At 38.0% G+C, this 16,621-nt stretch carries 19 protein-coding genes; 11 read left to right on the top strand and 8 right to left on the bottom strand.

Going from position 1 to position 16,621, the window contains the following annotated elements; genetic code table 11:
* The first annotated feature begins 17 nt into the window (after positions 1 to 17).
* Positions 18 to 713: a DNA repair protein RecO gene (recO, locus tag PERMA_RS10430; RefSeq protein WP_012675609.1), complete on the top strand. Its 696-nt coding sequence runs from the start codon at positions 18 to 20 to the stop codon at positions 711 to 713.
* Positions 714 to 731: 18 nt separating this feature from the next.
* On the opposite strand, the gene PERMA_RS01630 is transcribed toward recO, so the two are convergent.
* The 5 genes from PERMA_RS01630 to PERMA_RS10730 form a co-directional block, all read right to left on the bottom strand.
* Entirely contained in the window at positions 732 to 1,385 is a 654-nt protein-coding gene (locus tag PERMA_RS01630; protein ID WP_012675722.1) for a hypothetical protein, read from the bottom strand.
* Between the two features lie 17 nt (positions 1,386 to 1,402).
* Entirely contained in the window at positions 1,403 to 2,302 is a 900-nt protein-coding gene (locus PERMA_RS01635) for a KaiC domain-containing protein (protein ID WP_015898917.1), read from the bottom strand.
* 67 nt (positions 2,303 to 2,369) lie between these two features.
* Entirely contained in the window at positions 2,370 to 2,714 is a 345-nt protein-coding gene (locus tag PERMA_RS01640; RefSeq protein WP_012675984.1) for a 6-pyruvoyl trahydropterin synthase family protein, read from the bottom strand.
* A gap of 7 nt (positions 2,715 to 2,721) precedes the next feature.
* Positions 2,722 to 3,213 carry a hypothetical protein gene (locus PERMA_RS01645; RefSeq protein ID WP_015898911.1) on the bottom strand — a complete coding sequence of 164 codons (492 nt, stop codon included), beginning with the start codon at positions 3,211 to 3,213 and terminating at the stop codon, positions 2,722 to 2,724.
* Entirely contained in the window at positions 3,213 to 3,350 is a 138-nt protein-coding gene (locus PERMA_RS10730) for a hypothetical protein (RefSeq protein WP_012675219.1), read from the bottom strand. The genes PERMA_RS01645 and PERMA_RS10730 overlap by 1 nt, the downstream gene beginning before the upstream one ends.
* A 311-nt stretch (positions 3,351 to 3,661) precedes the next feature.
* Between PERMA_RS10730 and serA the strand changes: the two genes are divergently transcribed.
* From serA to PERMA_RS01660, 3 genes are read left to right on the top strand one after another with little or no spacing between them, the layout of a single operon-like run.
* Positions 3,662 to 5,251: a phosphoglycerate dehydrogenase gene (gene serA / locus PERMA_RS01650; RefSeq protein WP_012676553.1), complete on the top strand. Its 1,590-nt coding sequence runs from the start codon at positions 3,662 to 3,664 to the stop codon at positions 5,249 to 5,251.
* A gap of 14 nt (positions 5,252 to 5,265) precedes the next feature.
* Entirely contained in the window at positions 5,266 to 6,375 is a 1,110-nt protein-coding gene (locus PERMA_RS01655) for an inositol-3-phosphate synthase (RefSeq protein WP_012675690.1), read from the top strand.
* 20 nt (positions 6,376 to 6,395) lie between these two features.
* A complete protein-coding gene (locus PERMA_RS01660; RefSeq protein ID WP_012676547.1) occupies positions 6,396 to 7,166 on the top strand; it encodes a TIGR04219 family outer membrane beta-barrel protein in 771 nt (256 codons plus the stop codon).
* A gap of 22 nt (positions 7,167 to 7,188) precedes the next feature.
* Here PERMA_RS01660 and PERMA_RS01665 read toward each other — a convergent pair whose 3' ends face one another.
* The 3 genes from PERMA_RS01665 to alr are packed head-to-tail and all read right to left on the bottom strand — an operon-like array spanning position 7,189 to position 9,836.
* On the bottom strand, positions 7,189 to 7,374 hold the full coding sequence (locus PERMA_RS01665; RefSeq protein ID WP_012676134.1) for a tautomerase family protein: 186 nt from the start codon (positions 7,372 to 7,374) through the stop codon (positions 7,189 to 7,191).
* 1 nt (position 7,375) lies between these two features.
* Complete coding sequence (locus PERMA_RS01670; RefSeq protein WP_012676739.1) at positions 7,376 to 8,731, bottom strand: sigma-54-dependent transcriptional regulator; 1,356 nt, start codon at positions 8,729 to 8,731, stop codon at positions 7,376 to 7,378.
* A gap of 25 nt (positions 8,732 to 8,756) precedes the next feature.
* Entirely contained in the window at positions 8,757 to 9,836 is a 1,080-nt protein-coding gene (alr, locus tag PERMA_RS01675) for an alanine racemase (RefSeq protein ID WP_012675238.1), read from the bottom strand.
* Between the two features lie 130 nt (positions 9,837 to 9,966).
* Here alr and PERMA_RS01680 point away from each other — a divergent pair, with 130 nt between their 5' ends.
* The 7 genes from PERMA_RS01680 to PERMA_RS01710 all read left to right on the top strand — a co-directional run bounded on the left by PERMA_RS01680 (position 9,967) and on the right by PERMA_RS01710 (position 16,611).
* Positions 9,967 to 10,323, top strand: coding sequence for a cation transporter (locus PERMA_RS01680; protein WP_015898977.1), 357 nt, complete (start codon positions 9,967 to 9,969; stop codon positions 10,321 to 10,323).
* Positions 10,324 to 10,430: 107 nt separating this feature from the next.
* Entirely contained in the window at positions 10,431 to 12,254 is a 1,824-nt protein-coding gene (locus tag PERMA_RS01685) for a copper-translocating P-type ATPase (protein WP_012676245.1), read from the top strand.
* A gap of 1 nt (position 12,255) precedes the next feature.
* Positions 12,256 to 12,969 (top strand): glycerophosphodiester phosphodiesterase, encoded by a 714-nt coding sequence (locus tag PERMA_RS01690; RefSeq protein ID WP_012675356.1) that lies wholly within the window; start codon positions 12,256 to 12,258, stop codon positions 12,967 to 12,969.
* Positions 12,970 to 13,011: 42 nt separating this feature from the next.
* Positions 13,012 to 14,157: a pyridoxal-phosphate-dependent aminotransferase family protein gene (locus PERMA_RS01695; RefSeq protein WP_012676496.1), complete on the top strand. Its 1,146-nt coding sequence runs from the start codon at positions 13,012 to 13,014 to the stop codon at positions 14,155 to 14,157.
* 17 nt (positions 14,158 to 14,174) lie between these two features.
* Positions 14,175 to 14,813: a phosphoserine phosphatase PspA gene (gene pspA, locus PERMA_RS01700; protein WP_012675625.1), complete on the top strand. Its 639-nt coding sequence runs from the start codon at positions 14,175 to 14,177 to the stop codon at positions 14,811 to 14,813.
* A 7-nt stretch (positions 14,814 to 14,820) separates the two neighbouring features.
* Positions 14,821 to 16,083 carry an ATP phosphoribosyltransferase regulatory subunit gene (hisZ, locus tag PERMA_RS01705; RefSeq protein WP_425480259.1) on the top strand — a complete coding sequence of 421 codons (1,263 nt, stop codon included), beginning with the start codon at positions 14,821 to 14,823 and terminating at the stop codon, positions 16,081 to 16,083.
* 39 nt (positions 16,084 to 16,122) lie between these two features.
* Entirely contained in the window at positions 16,123 to 16,611 is a 489-nt protein-coding gene (locus PERMA_RS01710; RefSeq protein WP_012675773.1) for an FKBP-type peptidyl-prolyl cis-trans isomerase, read from the top strand.
* Positions 16,612 to 16,621: the final 10 nt, after the last annotated feature.

Here is a 16,621-nt window from a genome sequence, read left to right on the forward strand (position 1 = left end):
CTGGAAGGTGTGCTTATATGGAAGGAATCTTTAAAGATGAGGCTATAGTTTTAAGAAGATCTTTTGCAGGAGAGTATGATCTCTCTGTAACTGTTTACTTTAGAAAACATGGAAAAGAAAATATATACATACCCAAAGGTCAGCTGCTGAAATCCCCTTTTATAACATCAACTGAACAGTTTAACTGGTTTAAGGGGGTATTTTTATACAGAAAGGAAAATGTTTTTATAAGGGAGATAGACAGTTTTAAGAATCTCTCTCTCCAAATAGCATCAGATCTGGATCTTTTTGAGACAGCCTATTATTTTTCAAACCTTTTCAACAGGTATGTTATCTTTCCAGATGAGAAACTTTTTATTTTTCTTAAAAAAAGCTTTTACTATCTAACTAAAGCAAAAAAGGTAAAAAACCACAGGGTTAACTTTATAGCAAAACTTGTATATCTTTCAGGTGTTTTTCCACAGCTTGATCACTGTTCTGTCTGTGGTGAAGTTATAAATAGAAAAAATTTTAAAGGTGTATCAATTCAGACAGGTGGATCTGTATGTAAAGGCTGTAACTGTAGTGATATAAATCCATACATAAGCTATGAAGACACAAAGATGATGGATATATTCAGTAAAATCTCTTTCAGTAAGGTTGAGAGCATTAAAATAAAAAATCCTGAAAGAATAGAGATATTCCTTCAGGAGTATATAAAGGAGAAAGTGTAAACGGGCTGAAAGCCCGTTTTAAACACCTTTCATCTGGAGATACTCTTTTATCTCATGGAGAAGCTGTGCAGGATTTTTGATCGGGTAGGCGATATTCTCAACAACCTCACCGCTATCAAGACCTTTAATTGTTATATTTGAAAGTTTTTCTTTGAGGGGCTCAGGATTTTCTACAGGATATTTCAGCCCTTTTATATTTTTCAGAACAAGATAAGCCCATGGTGCTTCACACACCTGAACAGCCTTAGCTGATAACTCTCTACAGAACTCAAGTATTGTCTGTGATTCCTGACCTTCTTTTACTAACTTGTAGGCAAGCTTGGCTATTCCACCAGCTGTGTGAACTCTGAGCTCTTTTTTCTCTTCCTTTGTAAGCTCTTCCATATGTTCTATCTTGAATAGTGCGGCGTTTGGGTCAGCTCTCAGGATGTTTCTTACAGTGTTTTTTGTCAGACCTACTATCTCAGCTATCTCCTCTTCTGTTTTCAGATACTCTTCCCTGAGAACGATGGCAAATGAAGCTCTTGCAAGTGATGGGAGCCATGTTAATGTTTTGTACTCAGCAAGTTTGTGAAGCCCCCCGAGAAGATCTATAGCTTTAAAAAATACTCTGCCTACAAGATGCTCAAGATCGTACTCACTTACAGGTGGTGCTGTTAACTGTATTACCATTTTTATCCCTCCTTTTTTTATTTTCCTGAAACAGGTTCTAGGATTCTTACAAGGCCTGTCTCAGTTATCTCCATAAAATGTGTTTTTGTATCATGTCCTGACATTCTACAGCCATCGATTCTAAAAAGTCTTACAACATCACCAACCTCACTTTTGTAAAGCCTTGCTTTAAATGATGAATCTATAAGCTCTTTTGCTAGAACCATTGTTCCATCAACTATATGGCCGACGGCATATCCACCTGCAGCTTCAGCTGTTAACTCCTCATGTCCGGATCTTTTCTGGGATACGAAAAGTGCTGTCTGATACCACTTTTTCATAAAGTTAAAAAGTCTCCTTACAATTCCCCTTGCCATCATCTCTTTGTTCTCAAACAGACCTGTTACAGAGTCTATCACCGTGTACTTTATGTGGTATGTTTTTATAGCATAGGCGAGTGTTGCAAGAAGATCAGGAATATTCTCCCTCAGTGTGCTGTGTGATGCTGCATCTATAAGGACGATATTGTCCTCAAAGTCCTCAAAATTGTATCCCATAGCAGCAGCTCTAAGCTTTATTGAAGCTATAACAAAGTTTGCAGGTGATTCTACAGTTATGAATGCGACCTTATGACCTTTTCTAGCCTGTTCTACTGTGAACTGTTCAACCATTAAAGATTTTCCAGTGTCTGAAACACCTGTTATATTGAATACTGAGTAGGCAGGAATACCGCCCAGGGTTTTTTTAACTACCTTACCATCCTCAACTTCTACTATAAAAAAAAGATCATCAAGACCTTCAACACCTGTTGGTACACCGTAAACCTTTGGAGCTTTTTCAAGGGCTTTACTACCTGTGAATATGCTCTCTTTTACTACTTTAGGTTCCCTGTGTTCTGTAACAAACTCCTTTTCCTGATACTTTGGATCATCAGCCATTGAGCATCCCCCATTAATTTGTCTTCACTAAATAAGATATTTTGTTATAACTTCCTGTCAACCTCTACTATTCAAAGTATTCAGCCCCACCTTCTTTTGTTTCCCACACAACAACTTTCTGAAGGGTAGGATATCTTTCCTTTATTTTTTCATACAGCCATTTTGCTAAATTTTCAGCACTTGGTGAGAAATCAAATATATCATTCAGACATTTATAGTCAGGAATGATCTGGTCTAAAAACCTCTGTATCTCTATAAAATCGTATCCCATACCTCCTTTATCAAGCTTATCAGCCCTTATAAATATCTCAACGAGCCATGTATGACCGTGTAGAGGTTCAGGTTTTCCATGGTAGTCTGTAAGAAAATGTGCTGCCTGAAACTCCCTTTTAACTCTTATGATAAATGGCATGATCACCTCATCTAAGTATCTCTTTTTTCTTCTTCAGATCCCAGTAAATACTGTCAAAAATGTCTGAGAGCTGATTGGAAAAATCCTCAGCTATATCATCAATATGACTGTCTGGAGAGACTATATCCCATATATAAGGATTGTTTCCCACAACAGCTGTTCCATTCCCCAGATCGTATACAACAACAGTTATAACTGATAGGGGGGCAAATTTAGGGGAGAGTGAGGCTGTTTTTTCAAGTATACTATCGTTTATTATCTGGATTATATAGTAGTTTCTCTCTTTTTTTAGCTGAATTATTCTAAGATTGTTTTTTTCTGACTTTGCAGTAAGCTCGTTTATATACTCTTCAGGTTTTATGTTAGGGTATGCTTTTTCAAGGAGAACAGCTGATCTTACAGTGTTAACAGCCATACCATAAACGAAGAAGTATAGGAACACAAGTGTGGCGAATATACCAAACCCTGTGATTATTATGAAAGGCCAGTTCTTTTTCATTACTGCTGTTTTTCTTCTTTCTTCTGTTTTTCCTCGTTATAGCTCGCCTTTATAGCAAGTCCCCATATAAGTGCGACAGTTATAACCATGAAGGAGAAGAATATTATTCCTGCTAACTCCCACCATGAATTTTCCATTTTTTCCTCCAGATTTTAGGTTTAAATTAATATTATAAGCTTTTTAAAAAATATGTACTCTTTATATTTTAAAACAATTGTTAGTAATTATTAACCTAAAGTTTTATAATTTTTAGGTATTGATTAATACTCTCCGGGGGAAAAGATGGAGAATCTCATTCTTATGATGGCAATATTTATAATACTTGTGATTGTTACTATCTTTATTGGGATGAGACTGGACTGAATGTCCTAATTTATATTTAAAATCTTTAAATTTTAGTATAATAAGGTTAATTTTCAATATTTTAATCAAGGAGGATCAGAGATAAATGTTTAAAGTTCTTGTTACAGATCATATCTCAAGTGTTGGTCTTGATATATTAAATAACGATGAAGAGATAGAACTTGATTACCAGCCTGAGATACAGTGGAGTGAGCTTTTAGAGATAATCTCAGATTATGATGCGATAATAACGAGAAGCAGAACACCTGTTACGGAAGAACTCCTTGAGAGAGCTAAAAGACTAAAGGTTGTTGGTAGAGCAGGTGTTGGTGTTGATAATGTTGATCTTGAGGCTGCATCAAGAAGAGGAATACTTGTCGTTAATACCCCGGGTGCAAACACAGTTGGAGCTGCTGAGCTTACAATAGCCCATATGTATGCTGTTTTAAGAAAGTTACATCTTGCCCATGAATCAATGCTTCAGGGAGAGTGGAACAGAAAGAAATTTATGGGTGAAGAGCTTGACGGAAAGGTTGTTGGTATTATAGGTCTTGGTAATGTTGGATCACAGGTTGCTATAAGGTGTAAGGCTGCCGGTTCAAAGGTTATCGCTTATGATCCATATATCCCAAGGGAAAAAGGTGACAGACTTGGAGTTGAGCTTGTTGATACACTTGAGGAGCTGATAAGAAGATCGGATATAGTCACACTTCACTGTCCTTTAACAGAAGAGACAAGGGGAATGATAGGAAGAAAAGAGTTTGAGATGATGAAGGACGGTGTTTATTTCATTAACTGTGCAAGGGGAGGGATCGTTGACGAAGATGCAATGTATGACTTTATGAAGAAAGGGAAGTTTGCAGGTATCGGTCTTGATGTTTATGGAAAGGAACCTCCAGATGACAGGATAAGAAGGATATTTGAGTTCCCGAACATAAGCCTTTCTCCACACATTGGAGCGAATACGTATGAATCTCAGGATAAGGTTGCTATAAAGATTGCCAAACAGGTTATAGCTGCACTTAAAGGACAGTTTGTTGAGGCTGCTGTTAACGCTCCTTTCACAGTTACTGAAGGGTTTGAGAATATTAAGGCTTATCTTTTACTTGCTGAAAGACTTGGAAGCTTTCTTACCCAGTATGCAGGTGGAAACTTCAGAGAGCTTCATGTTGAGGTTAGAGGGTCTATAGCAGAGCATGTGAAACCTATTGTTGCCTATGTCTTAAAAGGTTTTCTATCTCCTATACTTGACAGACCTGTAAATATTATTAATGCTCCGTTTCTTGCCAAAGAAAGAGGTATTGAGGTTGTTGAATCAACAAGGGAAGAGGGTCTTAACTTTAAGGAGTTCATAAAAATTACAGCAAAAGATAATGGGAAAGAGCATACTGTAGGTGGAACAGCATTCTACGGCAAGTTTCCTAAAATAATGCTTATAGACAGATACTGGATAGATATTGATCCTGAAGGTGTGATACTTGTTTTTGAGAATAAAGATGTCCCAGGAGTAATAGCCAAACTGGGAGAGATACTTGCGAGACATAACATAAATATTGCAGGCTTCAGGCTTGGAAGACTTGAGAAAGGTAAGATAGCTCTCGGTGCTCTCCAGTTAGATGAGAGAATAAATGAGGCTATACTTGAAGAGATCCAGAACATCCCAGAGATAATAAAGGCAAAAGAGATAATACTGTAAGGAGGATATATACATTGTCAGAAAAAAAGATAAAGATTGCTATAGCAGGTGTGGGGAACTGTGCAAGTGCCCTGATTCAGGGCATATACTACTACAAGGAAAAACAGAATATTGAAGCAAGTGGACTTATGCATGAGGAGATAGGTGGATACAGACCCTGGGATATAGAGGTTGTTGCTGCATGGGATATTGATGAGAGAAAGGTAGGTTATGACATATCTGAAGCTATATTCAACCCTCCAAACTGTACTGCTGTTTTTCAGAATGAGATACCTAAAACGGGAGTAAAGGTGAGGAAAGGAAAAGTTCTGGATGGATATCCGGAACATATGAAAAATTATCCTCCTGAGAATGCTTTTGTTCTCTCTGAGGCAAGGGAGGATAGCCTTGAGACGGTTGCAAAGGTTCTTGTTGAATCCGGTGCTGATGTTCTTATAAATTACGTTCCTGTGGGAGCTGAAAAAGCTGCAAGATTTTATGCTGAAGCCTGTTTAAAAGCAGGTGTTGCATTTATCAACTGTATGCCGACTTTTATTGTTTCTGATGATGAATGGGCTAAAAGATTTGAGTCTGAAGGAATTCCTGCTGTTGGTGACGATATAAAATCACAGGTCGGAGCAACAATCACACACAGAGTTTTAACACAGCTTTTACTTGACAGGGGTGTAAAGATAGACAGAACATACCAGCTTAATGTTGGTGGAAATACGGACTTTCTTAATATGCTTGAGAGAAGCAGACTTGCAACAAAGAAAAAATCAAAAACTGAGGCTGTATCATCATTAATACCTTACGGGATGGATCCGAGAAATATACATATAGGACCTTCAGATTATGTACCATGGCTTAAGGACAGGAAGATAGCATTTATAAGACTTGAAGGAAGGCTTTTTGGAGATGTTCCTATGTATCTTGAGCTAAGGCTTGATGTTGAAGACTCACCTAATAGTGCGGGTGTTGCTATAGATGCTATAAGATGTGCAAAACTTGCTCAGGACAGGGGTATTGGAGGGGCTTTATACTCAATATCAGCTTACACAATGAAGCACCCTCCTATACAGTACACTGACTGGCAGGCAAGACAGATGGTTGAAGAGTTTATAGCAGGCATGAGGGAAAGGTAAAAAAACAGGAGGGTTATATTATGAAAAAGACCTTTTCAGCTTTAGCTGTTTTATCACTTTTTGGTCTTTCACAGGCTGTTCCACTGTTTGAAGGGGAGATCTCTGCCGGGTATATAAAGCAGAAACCTTCAGGATGGGTTCAGTATAAGGGAGATCAGGTTGATCTTAAAGATGACCTGAATATAGGAGATGAGGACTCGTACTTCTTCAGAGCAAAACTTGAGCATCCTGTCCCAGTTCTTCCCAATGTTGCATTTCAGTATATGAAGATGGACTTTTCAGGAACAGGAAGGATAACAAGGTCTTTCAGATATGGTAATCAGGTTTTTACAGTAGGTGATACTGTAAACTCATCTGTAAAGATGGACCATTACGATATAACTCTTTTTTATAATCTCCCGTTTGTAGGTCTTGCAACTGCGGGAATACTTGATGTTGAGTTTGGTCTTAATGTAAGAGTACTTGATTTTAAAGCCCGTGTGAAGTCTTCAACAGTTGATGAGACAGCGACAGCGACGATTCCTGTTCCAATGCTTTACGGCTCTGTTGAGATAAGCCCGGTAAGTCTCTTCTCTATTAAAGCTGAAGGTAGAGGTGTGGCTTACAACGGACACAGCTATTACGATTTAAATGGGGAACTCAGAATAAAACCTATAACTATTCCCCTTGCTGTTGACTTCTTTATAGGGCTTGGTTACAGGTATGAGAGATTCAAGATAGACGATATAGATGATATAAGTGCTGATATAAAGATAAAACAGCCTTATGTGACGGCAGGTCTATTATTTTAAAGGAAGCCCCGATTAAGGGGCTTTACTTTTCTGAGAGGAGTTTTCCTCCTTTTCCCCAGTTATCCCTATCTATCTCTTCAATAACCACATATGTGGCTGATGGTGGTTTGTTTGCAACCTCTTCAAGAACCTTTGTTATTCCTTCAACGATCTTCTTCTTCTGTTCCTTTGTTAAAGATCCGGCAACTTTAACATTTACATAAGGCATATCACTCCTCCAGATTGTACTGTTTTATCTTTCTGTATAATGAGGAAAGATCAACCTCAAGAACCTTTGCTATCTCTTTAAGATTCCTTCCGTACTGTTTTAATGCCTGTTTTATAACTTCCTTTTCAGCTTCCTCCCTTGCCTGTTTTAAAGGTTTTATCCCTATCTCAGACCTTGATCTTACAGGTCTGTTCTTAACTATGTAGGAAGGGAGGTCATCTACTGTTACTATGCCATCTGAGGCGAATATGCACAGCCTTTCCATAAGGTTTTTCAGCTCCCTTACATTACCTGGCCAGCTGTACTTTAAGAGGGCTTCCTTTACATCATCAGATAGAACAGGCTTTTCCATCTTGTTTTCTCTACAGGATCTCTCAAGAAAATACTCTGCAAGCAGGATTATATCATCACCCCTTTCTCTCAAAGGTGGAACATAAAGGGGAACTACAGAAAGTCTGAATGCAAGATCCTGTCTGAACCTTCCTTCCTGTATCTCTCTATCCAGATTTTTGTTTGTTGCGGATATAACCCTTATATCAACCTTTATCTTCTGGTTGCTCCCAAGTCTGCTGAACTCCTGCTCCTCAAGGACCCTTAGAAGTTTTGCCTGTGAGGAAAGACTCATATCAGCAACCTCATCAAGAAAAAGGGTTCCACCATCGGCTATCTCAAGTTTTCCAAGCTTTCTGCTGACCGCTCCTGAGAAAGCCCCTTTCTCATACCCAAAAAGCTCAGACTCTAAAAGATCATCAGGAATTGCAGCACAGTTTATATCAACAAAAGGCTTATCTGCTCTTTCACTGAGATAGTGTATAGACCTTGCAACAAGCTCCTTTCCTGTTCCGTTCTCACCGAAGATCATGACCCATGCGTTTGTTTTTGCCACCTTCTCTATCTGTTTTTTCAGTTTTTTGATAGGCTCGCTTTCACCTATAATCTGGAAGCTTTCAAATTCTTTCTCTTTTAAAAATCTGTACTCCACCTCTTTTTTTATCTCTTTACCAGCCTTTTCAATAACGGCAAGTATACTGTCAGTGGAGATCGGTTTTTCAAGGAAGTCAAACGCACCCTCTTTAAGGGCTTTTACAGCTATAGGTATGTTTGCATGACCTGATATCATAACTATTTTTGATATAGGGTTGACTTCCTTTATGTAAGGTATAAGGTCCGTTCCTTCACCATCGGGAAGCCATACATCAAGGAATATTATCTCAAAATCTTTCTCCCTTAATCTTTCCTTTGCCTCCTTTACAGACTGGGCTGTCTCAACATAAAAACCTTCATCTTCTAAAATGTCTTTAAGTAGGTCAGTTATATTCTTTTCATCATCAACAACTAAAATAGAAAATCCGTTCATTTTCCGTTCCTTTGACTTTTTGAAACTATAATATAATCCTTTTTACCCTTTTTGATATACGGCACATAATCTCGTAAGGTATAGTATTACACATTTTTGCTATATCGTTAAACGATATCTCCTCTTTGCCGTTCTTGCCTACAATCAGAACTGTATCTCCTACCTTTACATCTTCTATACCTGAAAGATCAATGATGGTCATATCCATCGTTACATTTCCCAGTATTCTTGATCTTTTATCCTTTACCAGAAAAAAACCTCTGTTTGAAAGCTCTCTCGGCAGCCCGTCTGCATAACCAAAAGAAACAATACCTATCTTCATATCTTTATCAGCTTTAAAACTTCCGCCGTATGAAACCATATCACCTTTTTTTATCCCTTTTACTGATATTATCTTTGATTTTACAGACATAACAGTTTTTATGTTTAATGGAAAATTATCAGACGGTTTTTCGCCGTATAGTGATATACCAACCCTTACACAGTTACAGTAATCACATCTATAAACTAAACCTGCACTGTTCTGTATATGTATAAATCTGGGATTTATACCTTCATTTTTAAAAATATCAACAATTTTTTTAAACTTTTCTATCTGATGGCCTGTCAGCTCAGGATCTACATCCGCTGATGGGAAGTGGGACATCAGACCTTCTACTTTTATATTTTTTTCCTTAATATATTTTATAACCCTGTCTGTATCTTCTATATAAAAACCAAGTCTGTGCATACCTGTATCAAACTTAAGATGAACAGAGCCTGAAAACCTATCTTTTAGAAGATAAAGCTGATCAAAATCTGATATAACAGGCTGAAGATTGTATTCAATGAAGTAATCCAGTTCTTCTTTTAGAACACCACCAAGTACAAGTATCTCCTTTTTTATACCTCCCTCTCTAAGTTCTTTTCCCTCTTCCGCTGTTGCAACACACAGCTTTCTAACATAAGATATCTTTTCCAGAATCTTACTTATCTCAACCGATCCATGACCGTATGCGTCGGCCTTTACAACGGCGAGTATACCTTTTTTTGAATAGTTGTAGACATTATGTGTGTTCTGGATAAGCCTTTTACTGTCAATCTCTGCCCAGCTTCTGTATACCAACAGCTCCCTGTCCTATTTTTTTTGCATAAATATTATAAATCTTTTTCGTCATATAGATACCTGTCTGTATTTAAATATTCTCTGTTTTGTTATAAATTATTATTAACTGATCTTTTTAATGGGGAGATAGATGGAAAAACTTTCCGTATTAACAGCTTCATTATTTCTGATAGGTGGTATAAGCTGGTTCTTTTTTGGTAAAAAGAAGGAAGACAGTTCTCCAGCTGAGGAGTCTATAAGGAAGAAGGAGAATATAGAGCTTGATATATCTGGTATGCACTGTGCAGGGTGTGCAGCTGGAATTGAGGGAACTTTAAGAAACCTTCCGGGAATAATATCAGTATCAGTCAATTTTGCAACATCAAAAGGTTATATTGAGTACGACGCTACAAAAATAACAAAAGAGGATATTATAGACAGGATAAGACAGTTAGGTTACGATGCATCATTAAATCTTGAAGAGTTTGAAAAAAAAAGGAAAGGATAGAGAAGGATCTTAGAAAAAAGTTCTTCCTTTCAGCATTTCTTACAGCTTTAATATTTCTATTAACATTCTTTCCTTTTTTTAAGCTTAAACTTTCTGAAAGCCTTCCTTTGCTCACTCTGGATAATCTTTTAATACTTATTCTCGCATCTGTGGTTCAGTTTTACGCTGGATGGGAATTCTACAGTTCGGCATTTTCAGGAATAAAAAACAGAATAGCTGATATGAATTTGCTTATAGCTATAGGAACATCAGCGGCTTACTTTTACTCTGTCCTTGTTATGTTTCTCCCTTTCCTGTTTCCTGAAGATATGAGATACCTATATTTTGATGGTGCAGCTGCAATAATAACCTTTGTTCTTTTAGGAAGGTATCTTGAGATAAGATCAAGATCAAAGGCCTCTGAGTTTATGAAAAAACTGCTCTCATTAAAGCCGCAGATGGCAAGAATTATAGTTGATAGAAAGGAGTTAGAGATACCTGCTGAGAATGTTGTTGTTGGTGATATTGTTGTTGTCCGTCCTGGAGAGAAGATACCTGTTGATGGTGTTGTTGTTGAAGGTGAGTGTGAGGTTGATCAATCAATGATAACAGGAGAACCTCTTCCTGTTCTCAAGAAAGAGGGAGATACTGTTATAGGTGGAACCGTAAACAGGACAGGTGTGATAAAGGTAAAAGCTTTAAAAACAGGAAGGGATACAGTCTTATTCCAGATTATAAAGCTGCTTTCGGAAGCCCAGGGGAAAAAACCGCCGATAGGGAGACTTGCTGACAGGATAACAGCGTATTTTGTTCCACTTGTGCTTATCTTTTCAGTTGTGGTTTTTGATCTCTGGTATCTGATAGGAAATGATATTCAGCTTGGTTTTATAGCTTCAGTTTCTGTTCTTATTATTGCCTGCCCGTGTGCACTTGGTCTTGCAACACCTATAGCTGTTGTTGTCTCTGTTGGAAGAGGGGCCAAAGAAGGTATGCTTATAAAAAATCCAGAGATCGTTGAGACTGTCGGGAGGGTAAATATAGCTGTATTTGACAAAACAGGAACACTTACAGAGGGAAAGCCTTCTGTTACAGACTCAAAAGTTTATAAACAGGATTTTTTAGGCTATATCTCAGCTTTACTTAAAAACAGTAATCATCCTTTATCCAGAGCTGTTTATGAGTATATAGGAGATACTGAAGGGGAGGTTAAGGATTTTCAGCAGGTTGCAGGTAAAGGTGTGAAAGGTGTTGTAAATGGAAAAACTGTTGTTGTTGGAAATCTCAGGTTTTTAAAGGAGTCGGGTGTTAATACTGAAAATATCTCAAAAGGTGATCAGACCGTTGTTTACGGTGCTGTTGATGGTGAGGTTGTAGCTGAGTTTTATATATCTGACAGATTGAGGGATGAGGCGTTTTATGTTGTTAAAAAGCTTAAAGAAAGAGGTATAAAAACGGTTCTTCTGACAGGGGACAGTAAAAAAGTTGCTGAGAAAATAGGTGAAGAGCTTGGTATAGATACCGTTTATGGGGAGCTTATGCCTGAAGAGAAATACCGGATTGTTGAGAAACTCCAAAATGAGGGCAATGTTGTTATGTTTGTTGGAGATGGGATTAATGATGCTCCATCAATGGGAAAGGCCGATGTTGGGATTGCTGTTTCTGGTGCAACTGATATAGCAAGGGAGGCTGGAGATATACTACTTCTGAAAAATGATCTCAGGCTTGTGATAAAAGGTATAAAACTTTCAGAGGAAACATTAAAGATTATAAAACAGAATCTTTTCTGGGCTTACATATACAATATGCTTGGTATTCCTGTTGCAGGTGGAATACTTTATCCGTTTACAGGATTTCTTCTCAAACCTGTTTTTGCAGGTATAGCTATGTCCTTCTCATCTGTATCTGTTGTATCAAATGCCTTAAGACTTCAGTTTAAAAAACTTGGAGAATAGTATGGATATACTAAAAACACTTTCAAGAAAGCCTTTTTCTGTTGTAGGTCACAGGGGAGCGAAAGGAAGAAGACCAGAAAACACTGTCTCTGCTATAAAGTTTGCTATAGATTGCGGCGCTGATATTGTTGAGGTTGATGTAAGATCAACAAGGGATGGGGAGCTTATACTTCTTCATGATCCTGATTTTAAAAGGGTATCCGGAAAGGAGATATCTCCATCGCAGCTTGATTTCAGATCTATAAGGGAGAGTATAACAGTTTATGGAGAACCTGTTGCAACGCTTGATGAGGCTTTAGAAACTGTTAAGGATAAAATCTGTATATTTGTTGAGATAAAAGAGATAGATACTGTTGAGAAGGTGATGGACAGGATCAGAACTTTTAAATGTGAAAATCAGACAGCAGTAATATCCTTCTATGAGGAGGCTTTATCAAGAGTAAAAGAGATAAACCCACAAATAACAACAGGTCTTATATACGCCAAACCTCCTGGAAAGATAATAGAGGCAAAGAAGTTAAAAGCAGATATAGTTCTTCCAGGTTACTGGCTTGCAACAGAAAAAGCTGTCAGCTTTGCCCACAGGATGGGTCTTAAGGTTGTTTCATGGGTTATAAATGATGAGGAGCATTTAAGATTGGCTGTATCAAGGAAGATTGATGCTGTTGCCACAGATTACCCTGATCTGATTGTGAAGCTTAGAGAGAAGTTCTGATATAATAATTTTCTAATTTCTATAAATTTATCCGGAGGATCCATGTTTATAAAGGAGAGACTTTTTACACCTGGACCTGTTCCATTACCTCCACAGGTTATTAAGGCACTTGGACAGCAGATAATACACCATAGAACACCTGAGTTTACACAGATCTTTTTAGAAGCAAGGGAAAATCTTCAGAAGCTTTTAAAAACAGAAAGGGATGTTATTATGTTTGCCTCTTCGGGGACAGGGGCTATGGAGGCTTCGGTGGCCAACTTTTTCAGGAAAGGCGATAGAGTTCTCATTATAAACGCAGGTAAGTTTGGACAGAGATGGAAGGAGCTTGCGTCCGTTTACCAGCTTAAGATAGTTGATTATGAGATAGAGTGGGGAAAAACCTACGATAAAGAGAGGATATTACAGATCATCTCTGAATTTCCCGATATTAAAGGTATATTTGTACAGCATTCTGAAACATCAACAACAACATACCATGATGTAAAATACCTTGGGGATATAGCAAAGAAGCTTGATGACTGTCTTCTTGTCGTTGACGGTATCACATCTGTAGGTGTTTATCAGGTTTATCCTGAGGAGCTTGGTATTGATGTTCTTGTTACAGGATCCCAGAAAGCATTAATGCTTCCTCCAGGACTTTCTGTTCTTTACTTCAGTGAAAAAGCTGAAGAGAGAGCTTCAAAATCTGATATGCCGAGATACTACTTTGATGTTTTGAAAGAGGCAAAAAAACAGTCTAAAGGACAGACAGCTTACACACCTGCGATCAACCTGATTATAGCTCTGAATGAGAGTCTGAAGCTCATTCTTGGAGAAGGTCTGGATAATCTTGAGGAGAGACACAGGATAATGGCTGAAGCAACAAGGGAGGCTGTTAAAGAGATAGGTCTTAAGCTCCTGTCTGAAAGTCCATCAAACTCTGCAACAGGTGTTTACTCACCTGCAGGTATAGATGCTGATCAGCTTAGAAAAGAGCTGTTAAAACTTGGCTTCAGAGTTGCAGGAGGACAGGATCATCTTAAAGGAAAGATATTCAGGATAGCACATATGGGATACTTTGATTTTATGGATGTTGTTCAGGTTATAGCAGGCCTTGAGATGGCTTTAAAAAGAATAGGTTATGAGATAGAGATAGGTAAAGGTGTTAGAAAAGCTCAGGAAGTTATACTGGAAAATTTAGGTTAAAGGAGGTTTTGCTTTAGATGGCAGTAAGGATTATATATGTGAGACATGCAGAGAGCCTGTGGAACCCTATAGGAAAGTATCAGGGAAGACTTGATCCCGAGCTGAGCGAAAGAGGTCACAAACAGGCTGAACTTCTAGCGAAGATACTGAAAAAATACGAACCATCAGCACTTTACTCAAGCCCTTTAAAAAGAACTTATATGACAGCTGAGTACATATCTAAGGAGCTTGATCTTCCAATAAATATAGATGAGGATATTATAGAGATAGACCACGGTGAGTGGTCTGGAATGCTTGTTGAAGAGGTTAAGGAAAAATACCCTGATCTATTCAGACAGTGGCTTTATGAACCTGAAACGATAAAATTCCCACATGGGGAAACACTTATAGATGTTTACAACAGGGTAAAAAGGTTTCAGGAGAGAATGCTTGAGAAACATGAGGGTGAGACCATCATAGCTGTTTCTCATACAGTTCCTATAAGAGCTTCATTTGTGGCAGGACTTGATCTTCCACTTGCTAAGTTCTGGAGTTTTGGGTGTGATAACGCTTCATACTCAATACTAGATTATGAGAAGGTAAGACCTATTCTTTACAAACTTAACAACACATACTTTTTAGGTGACCTTTTTATACCTGCTTTAGATGCACTTTAAGGAGAAGATGTTGAATATAGACATCCCAGCTGGTGTTAGGGTTTACAATAGGATAGAAACATCGCAGATAAAATACATTCAGGACAGGATATCTGAGATATTTGAAAGATGGGGATATGAAGAGATAACACTGCCATCTTTTGAGTTTTTTAGCGTTCACAGCAGAGGTTTTGGAGAGGAGATAGAGAACAGGGCTTTTAAGTTTATTGATAGAAACAGTGGAGAGATACTAACATTAAGGGCTGACTTTACATCACAGATAGCGAGATACTTTGCCTCATTAAAAAAGAAGACCGTTCCAAAGAGGTATTACTACAGTGGCGATATTTTCAGGTATGTGATTCCTAAAGCTGACAGGCTGTGGGAAAGAAAACAGATGGGAGTTGAGCTTATAGGTGTTAAAGAACTGGAAGCTGATGCTGAGGTTATAGCTGTTGCTGTTCAGTCACTTGAAAATCTCGGTATAAAAAATTACCAGATTGATATTAACAATGTGAAGATATTTGACACTGTAAAAGATCTGCTCGGTCTTGACAGGGAAAGTTTTATAACGTTTATGGATTATGTCAGGAAGAGGGAAGTATACAGTATAGAGAGATTTATATCTGATTTTGATGTAGAAGATAGGCTTAAAGAGTTTGTAGTTCGTATCCCCGAGATACAGGGAGATATAACTGTAATACAGAATCTTAAGGAAGAGCTAAAAGATTTTCCTGAACTTATAAAATCTCTGGAGAGTATTGAGAAGGTTTACAATATACTTTCAGACTACGGTATATCTGACAGGGTTATATTTGATATTGGTGAACCGAAGGAGTTCTCATACTACACAGGTATCGTTTTTGAGATCTTTATCAGGGATTACTCCAGACCAATAGGACAGGGTGGAAGATACGACAGCCTGATATCAAAGTATGATGGAAATATTCCTGCAACAGGATTTGCTTTTGATCTGCTCAATATATGGGAATATATGAAACTTTCAGGTAGAATACATGAGATTAAGAAGAAGGATTTTTTCATAATAGATCTTACACGGGAAAAAAGATCAGCTTACAGAATTGGAAAGATACTCAGAGAGAAAGGTTACTCTGTAGGAAGGGATATAGTTAAAAGGGAGTTTAAAAAATCCCTGGAGTTCGCTTTTGAAGAGGGTTACAGTAAGGCCATCGTAATAGGACTGGACAGCACAGAAAAAGACATATATATTTATTCATCTATGGACAGTTTTGAAAAACTGAATTTAGAGGAGTTTTTGAGAAAAATATAGCACTAAAAGGTGCTAAATACACATAAAGGAGTAATTTTCATGAAAGCCACATCAAACAAAGTAGTATCATTTCACTACACACTTAAAGACAAGGAGACAGGTGAAGTTCTTGACAGCAGTCAGGTTCACGGCCAGCCTCTAACAGTTCTCTTTGGAGCTAACAATATCATTCCAGGTCTTGAGTCAAGAATGGAAGGTATGGAGGTTGGAGAGACAAGAACTATAGAGGTTCCTGCAGCTGAAGCTTACGGTGAGAAGGATCCAAACCTCATCCAGCAGGCACCAAGAGAGTATTTTCAGGGTGTTGAGCTTGAGAAAGGTCTTCCACTTCAGGCACAGACTCCTGAAGGACAGATCATCAATATGATTGTTGTTGATTTTGATGAGAACACTGTAACTGTTGACCTTAACCATCCACTTGCTGGAAAGGATCTCATCTTTAAGGTTGAGGTTACAGATGTAAGGGATGCCTCACTTGAAGAGATAAAACACGGTCACGCACACGGTGAAGGCGGACACCATCATTAAATAAACTGGG

The sequence above is a fragment of the Persephonella marina EX-H1 genome (assembly GCF_000021565.1).
In the GTDB taxonomy this organism is placed as follows: Bacteria; Aquificota; Aquificia; order Aquificales; family Hydrogenothermaceae; genus Persephonella; species Persephonella marina.

What these genes read in the sequence shown, in the direction of transcription:
- PERMA_RS01660 (WP_012676547.1), top strand. Translation starts at nt 6,396, where the DNA reads ATGAAAAAGACCTTTTCAGCTTTAGCTGTTTTATCACTTTTTGGTCTT.
- PERMA_RS01690 (WP_012675356.1), top strand. Translation starts at nt 12,256, where the DNA reads ATGGATATACTAAAAACACTTTCAAGAAAGCCTTTTTCTGTTGTAGGT.
- PERMA_RS01710 (WP_012675773.1), top strand. Translation starts at nt 16,123, where the DNA reads ATGAAAGCCACATCAAACAAAGTAGTATCATTTCACTACACACTTAAA.
- serA (WP_012676553.1), top strand. Translation starts at nt 3,662, where the DNA reads ATGTTTAAAGTTCTTGTTACAGATCATATCTCAAGTGTTGGTCTTGAT.
- pspA (WP_012675625.1), top strand. Translation starts at nt 14,175, where the DNA reads ATGGCAGTAAGGATTATATATGTGAGACATGCAGAGAGCCTGTGGAAC.
- PERMA_RS01630 (WP_012675722.1), bottom strand. Translation starts at nt 1,385, where the DNA reads ATGGTAATACAGTTAACAGCACCACCTGTAAGTGAGTACGATCTTGAG.
- hisZ (WP_425480259.1), top strand. Translation starts at nt 14,821, where the DNA reads ATGTTGAATATAGACATCCCAGCTGGTGTTAGGGTTTACAATAGGATA.
- PERMA_RS01640 (WP_012675984.1), bottom strand. Translation starts at nt 2,714, where the DNA reads ATGCCATTTATCATAAGAGTTAAAAGGGAGTTTCAGGCAGCACATTTT.
- PERMA_RS01635 (WP_015898917.1), bottom strand. Translation starts at nt 2,302, where the DNA reads ATGGCTGATGATCCAAAGTATCAGGAAAAGGAGTTTGTTACAGAACAC.
- PERMA_RS01665 (WP_012676134.1), bottom strand. Translation starts at nt 7,374, where the DNA reads ATGCCTTATGTAAATGTTAAAGTTGCCGGATCTTTAACAAAGGAACAG.
- PERMA_RS10730 (WP_012675219.1), bottom strand. Translation starts at nt 3,350, where the DNA reads ATGGAAAATTCATGGTGGGAGTTAGCAGGAATAATATTCTTCTCCTTC.
- PERMA_RS01645 (WP_015898911.1), bottom strand. Translation starts at nt 3,213, where the DNA reads ATGAAAAAGAACTGGCCTTTCATAATAATCACAGGGTTTGGTATATTC.
- PERMA_RS01680 (WP_015898977.1), top strand. Translation starts at nt 9,967, where the DNA reads ATGGAAAAACTTTCCGTATTAACAGCTTCATTATTTCTGATAGGTGGT.
- PERMA_RS01695 (WP_012676496.1), top strand. Translation starts at nt 13,012, where the DNA reads ATGTTTATAAAGGAGAGACTTTTTACACCTGGACCTGTTCCATTACCT.
- recO (WP_012675609.1), top strand. Translation starts at nt 18, where the DNA reads ATGGAAGGAATCTTTAAAGATGAGGCTATAGTTTTAAGAAGATCTTTT.
- PERMA_RS01670 (WP_012676739.1), bottom strand. Translation starts at nt 8,731, where the DNA reads ATGAACGGATTTTCTATTTTAGTTGTTGATGATGAAAAGAATATAACT.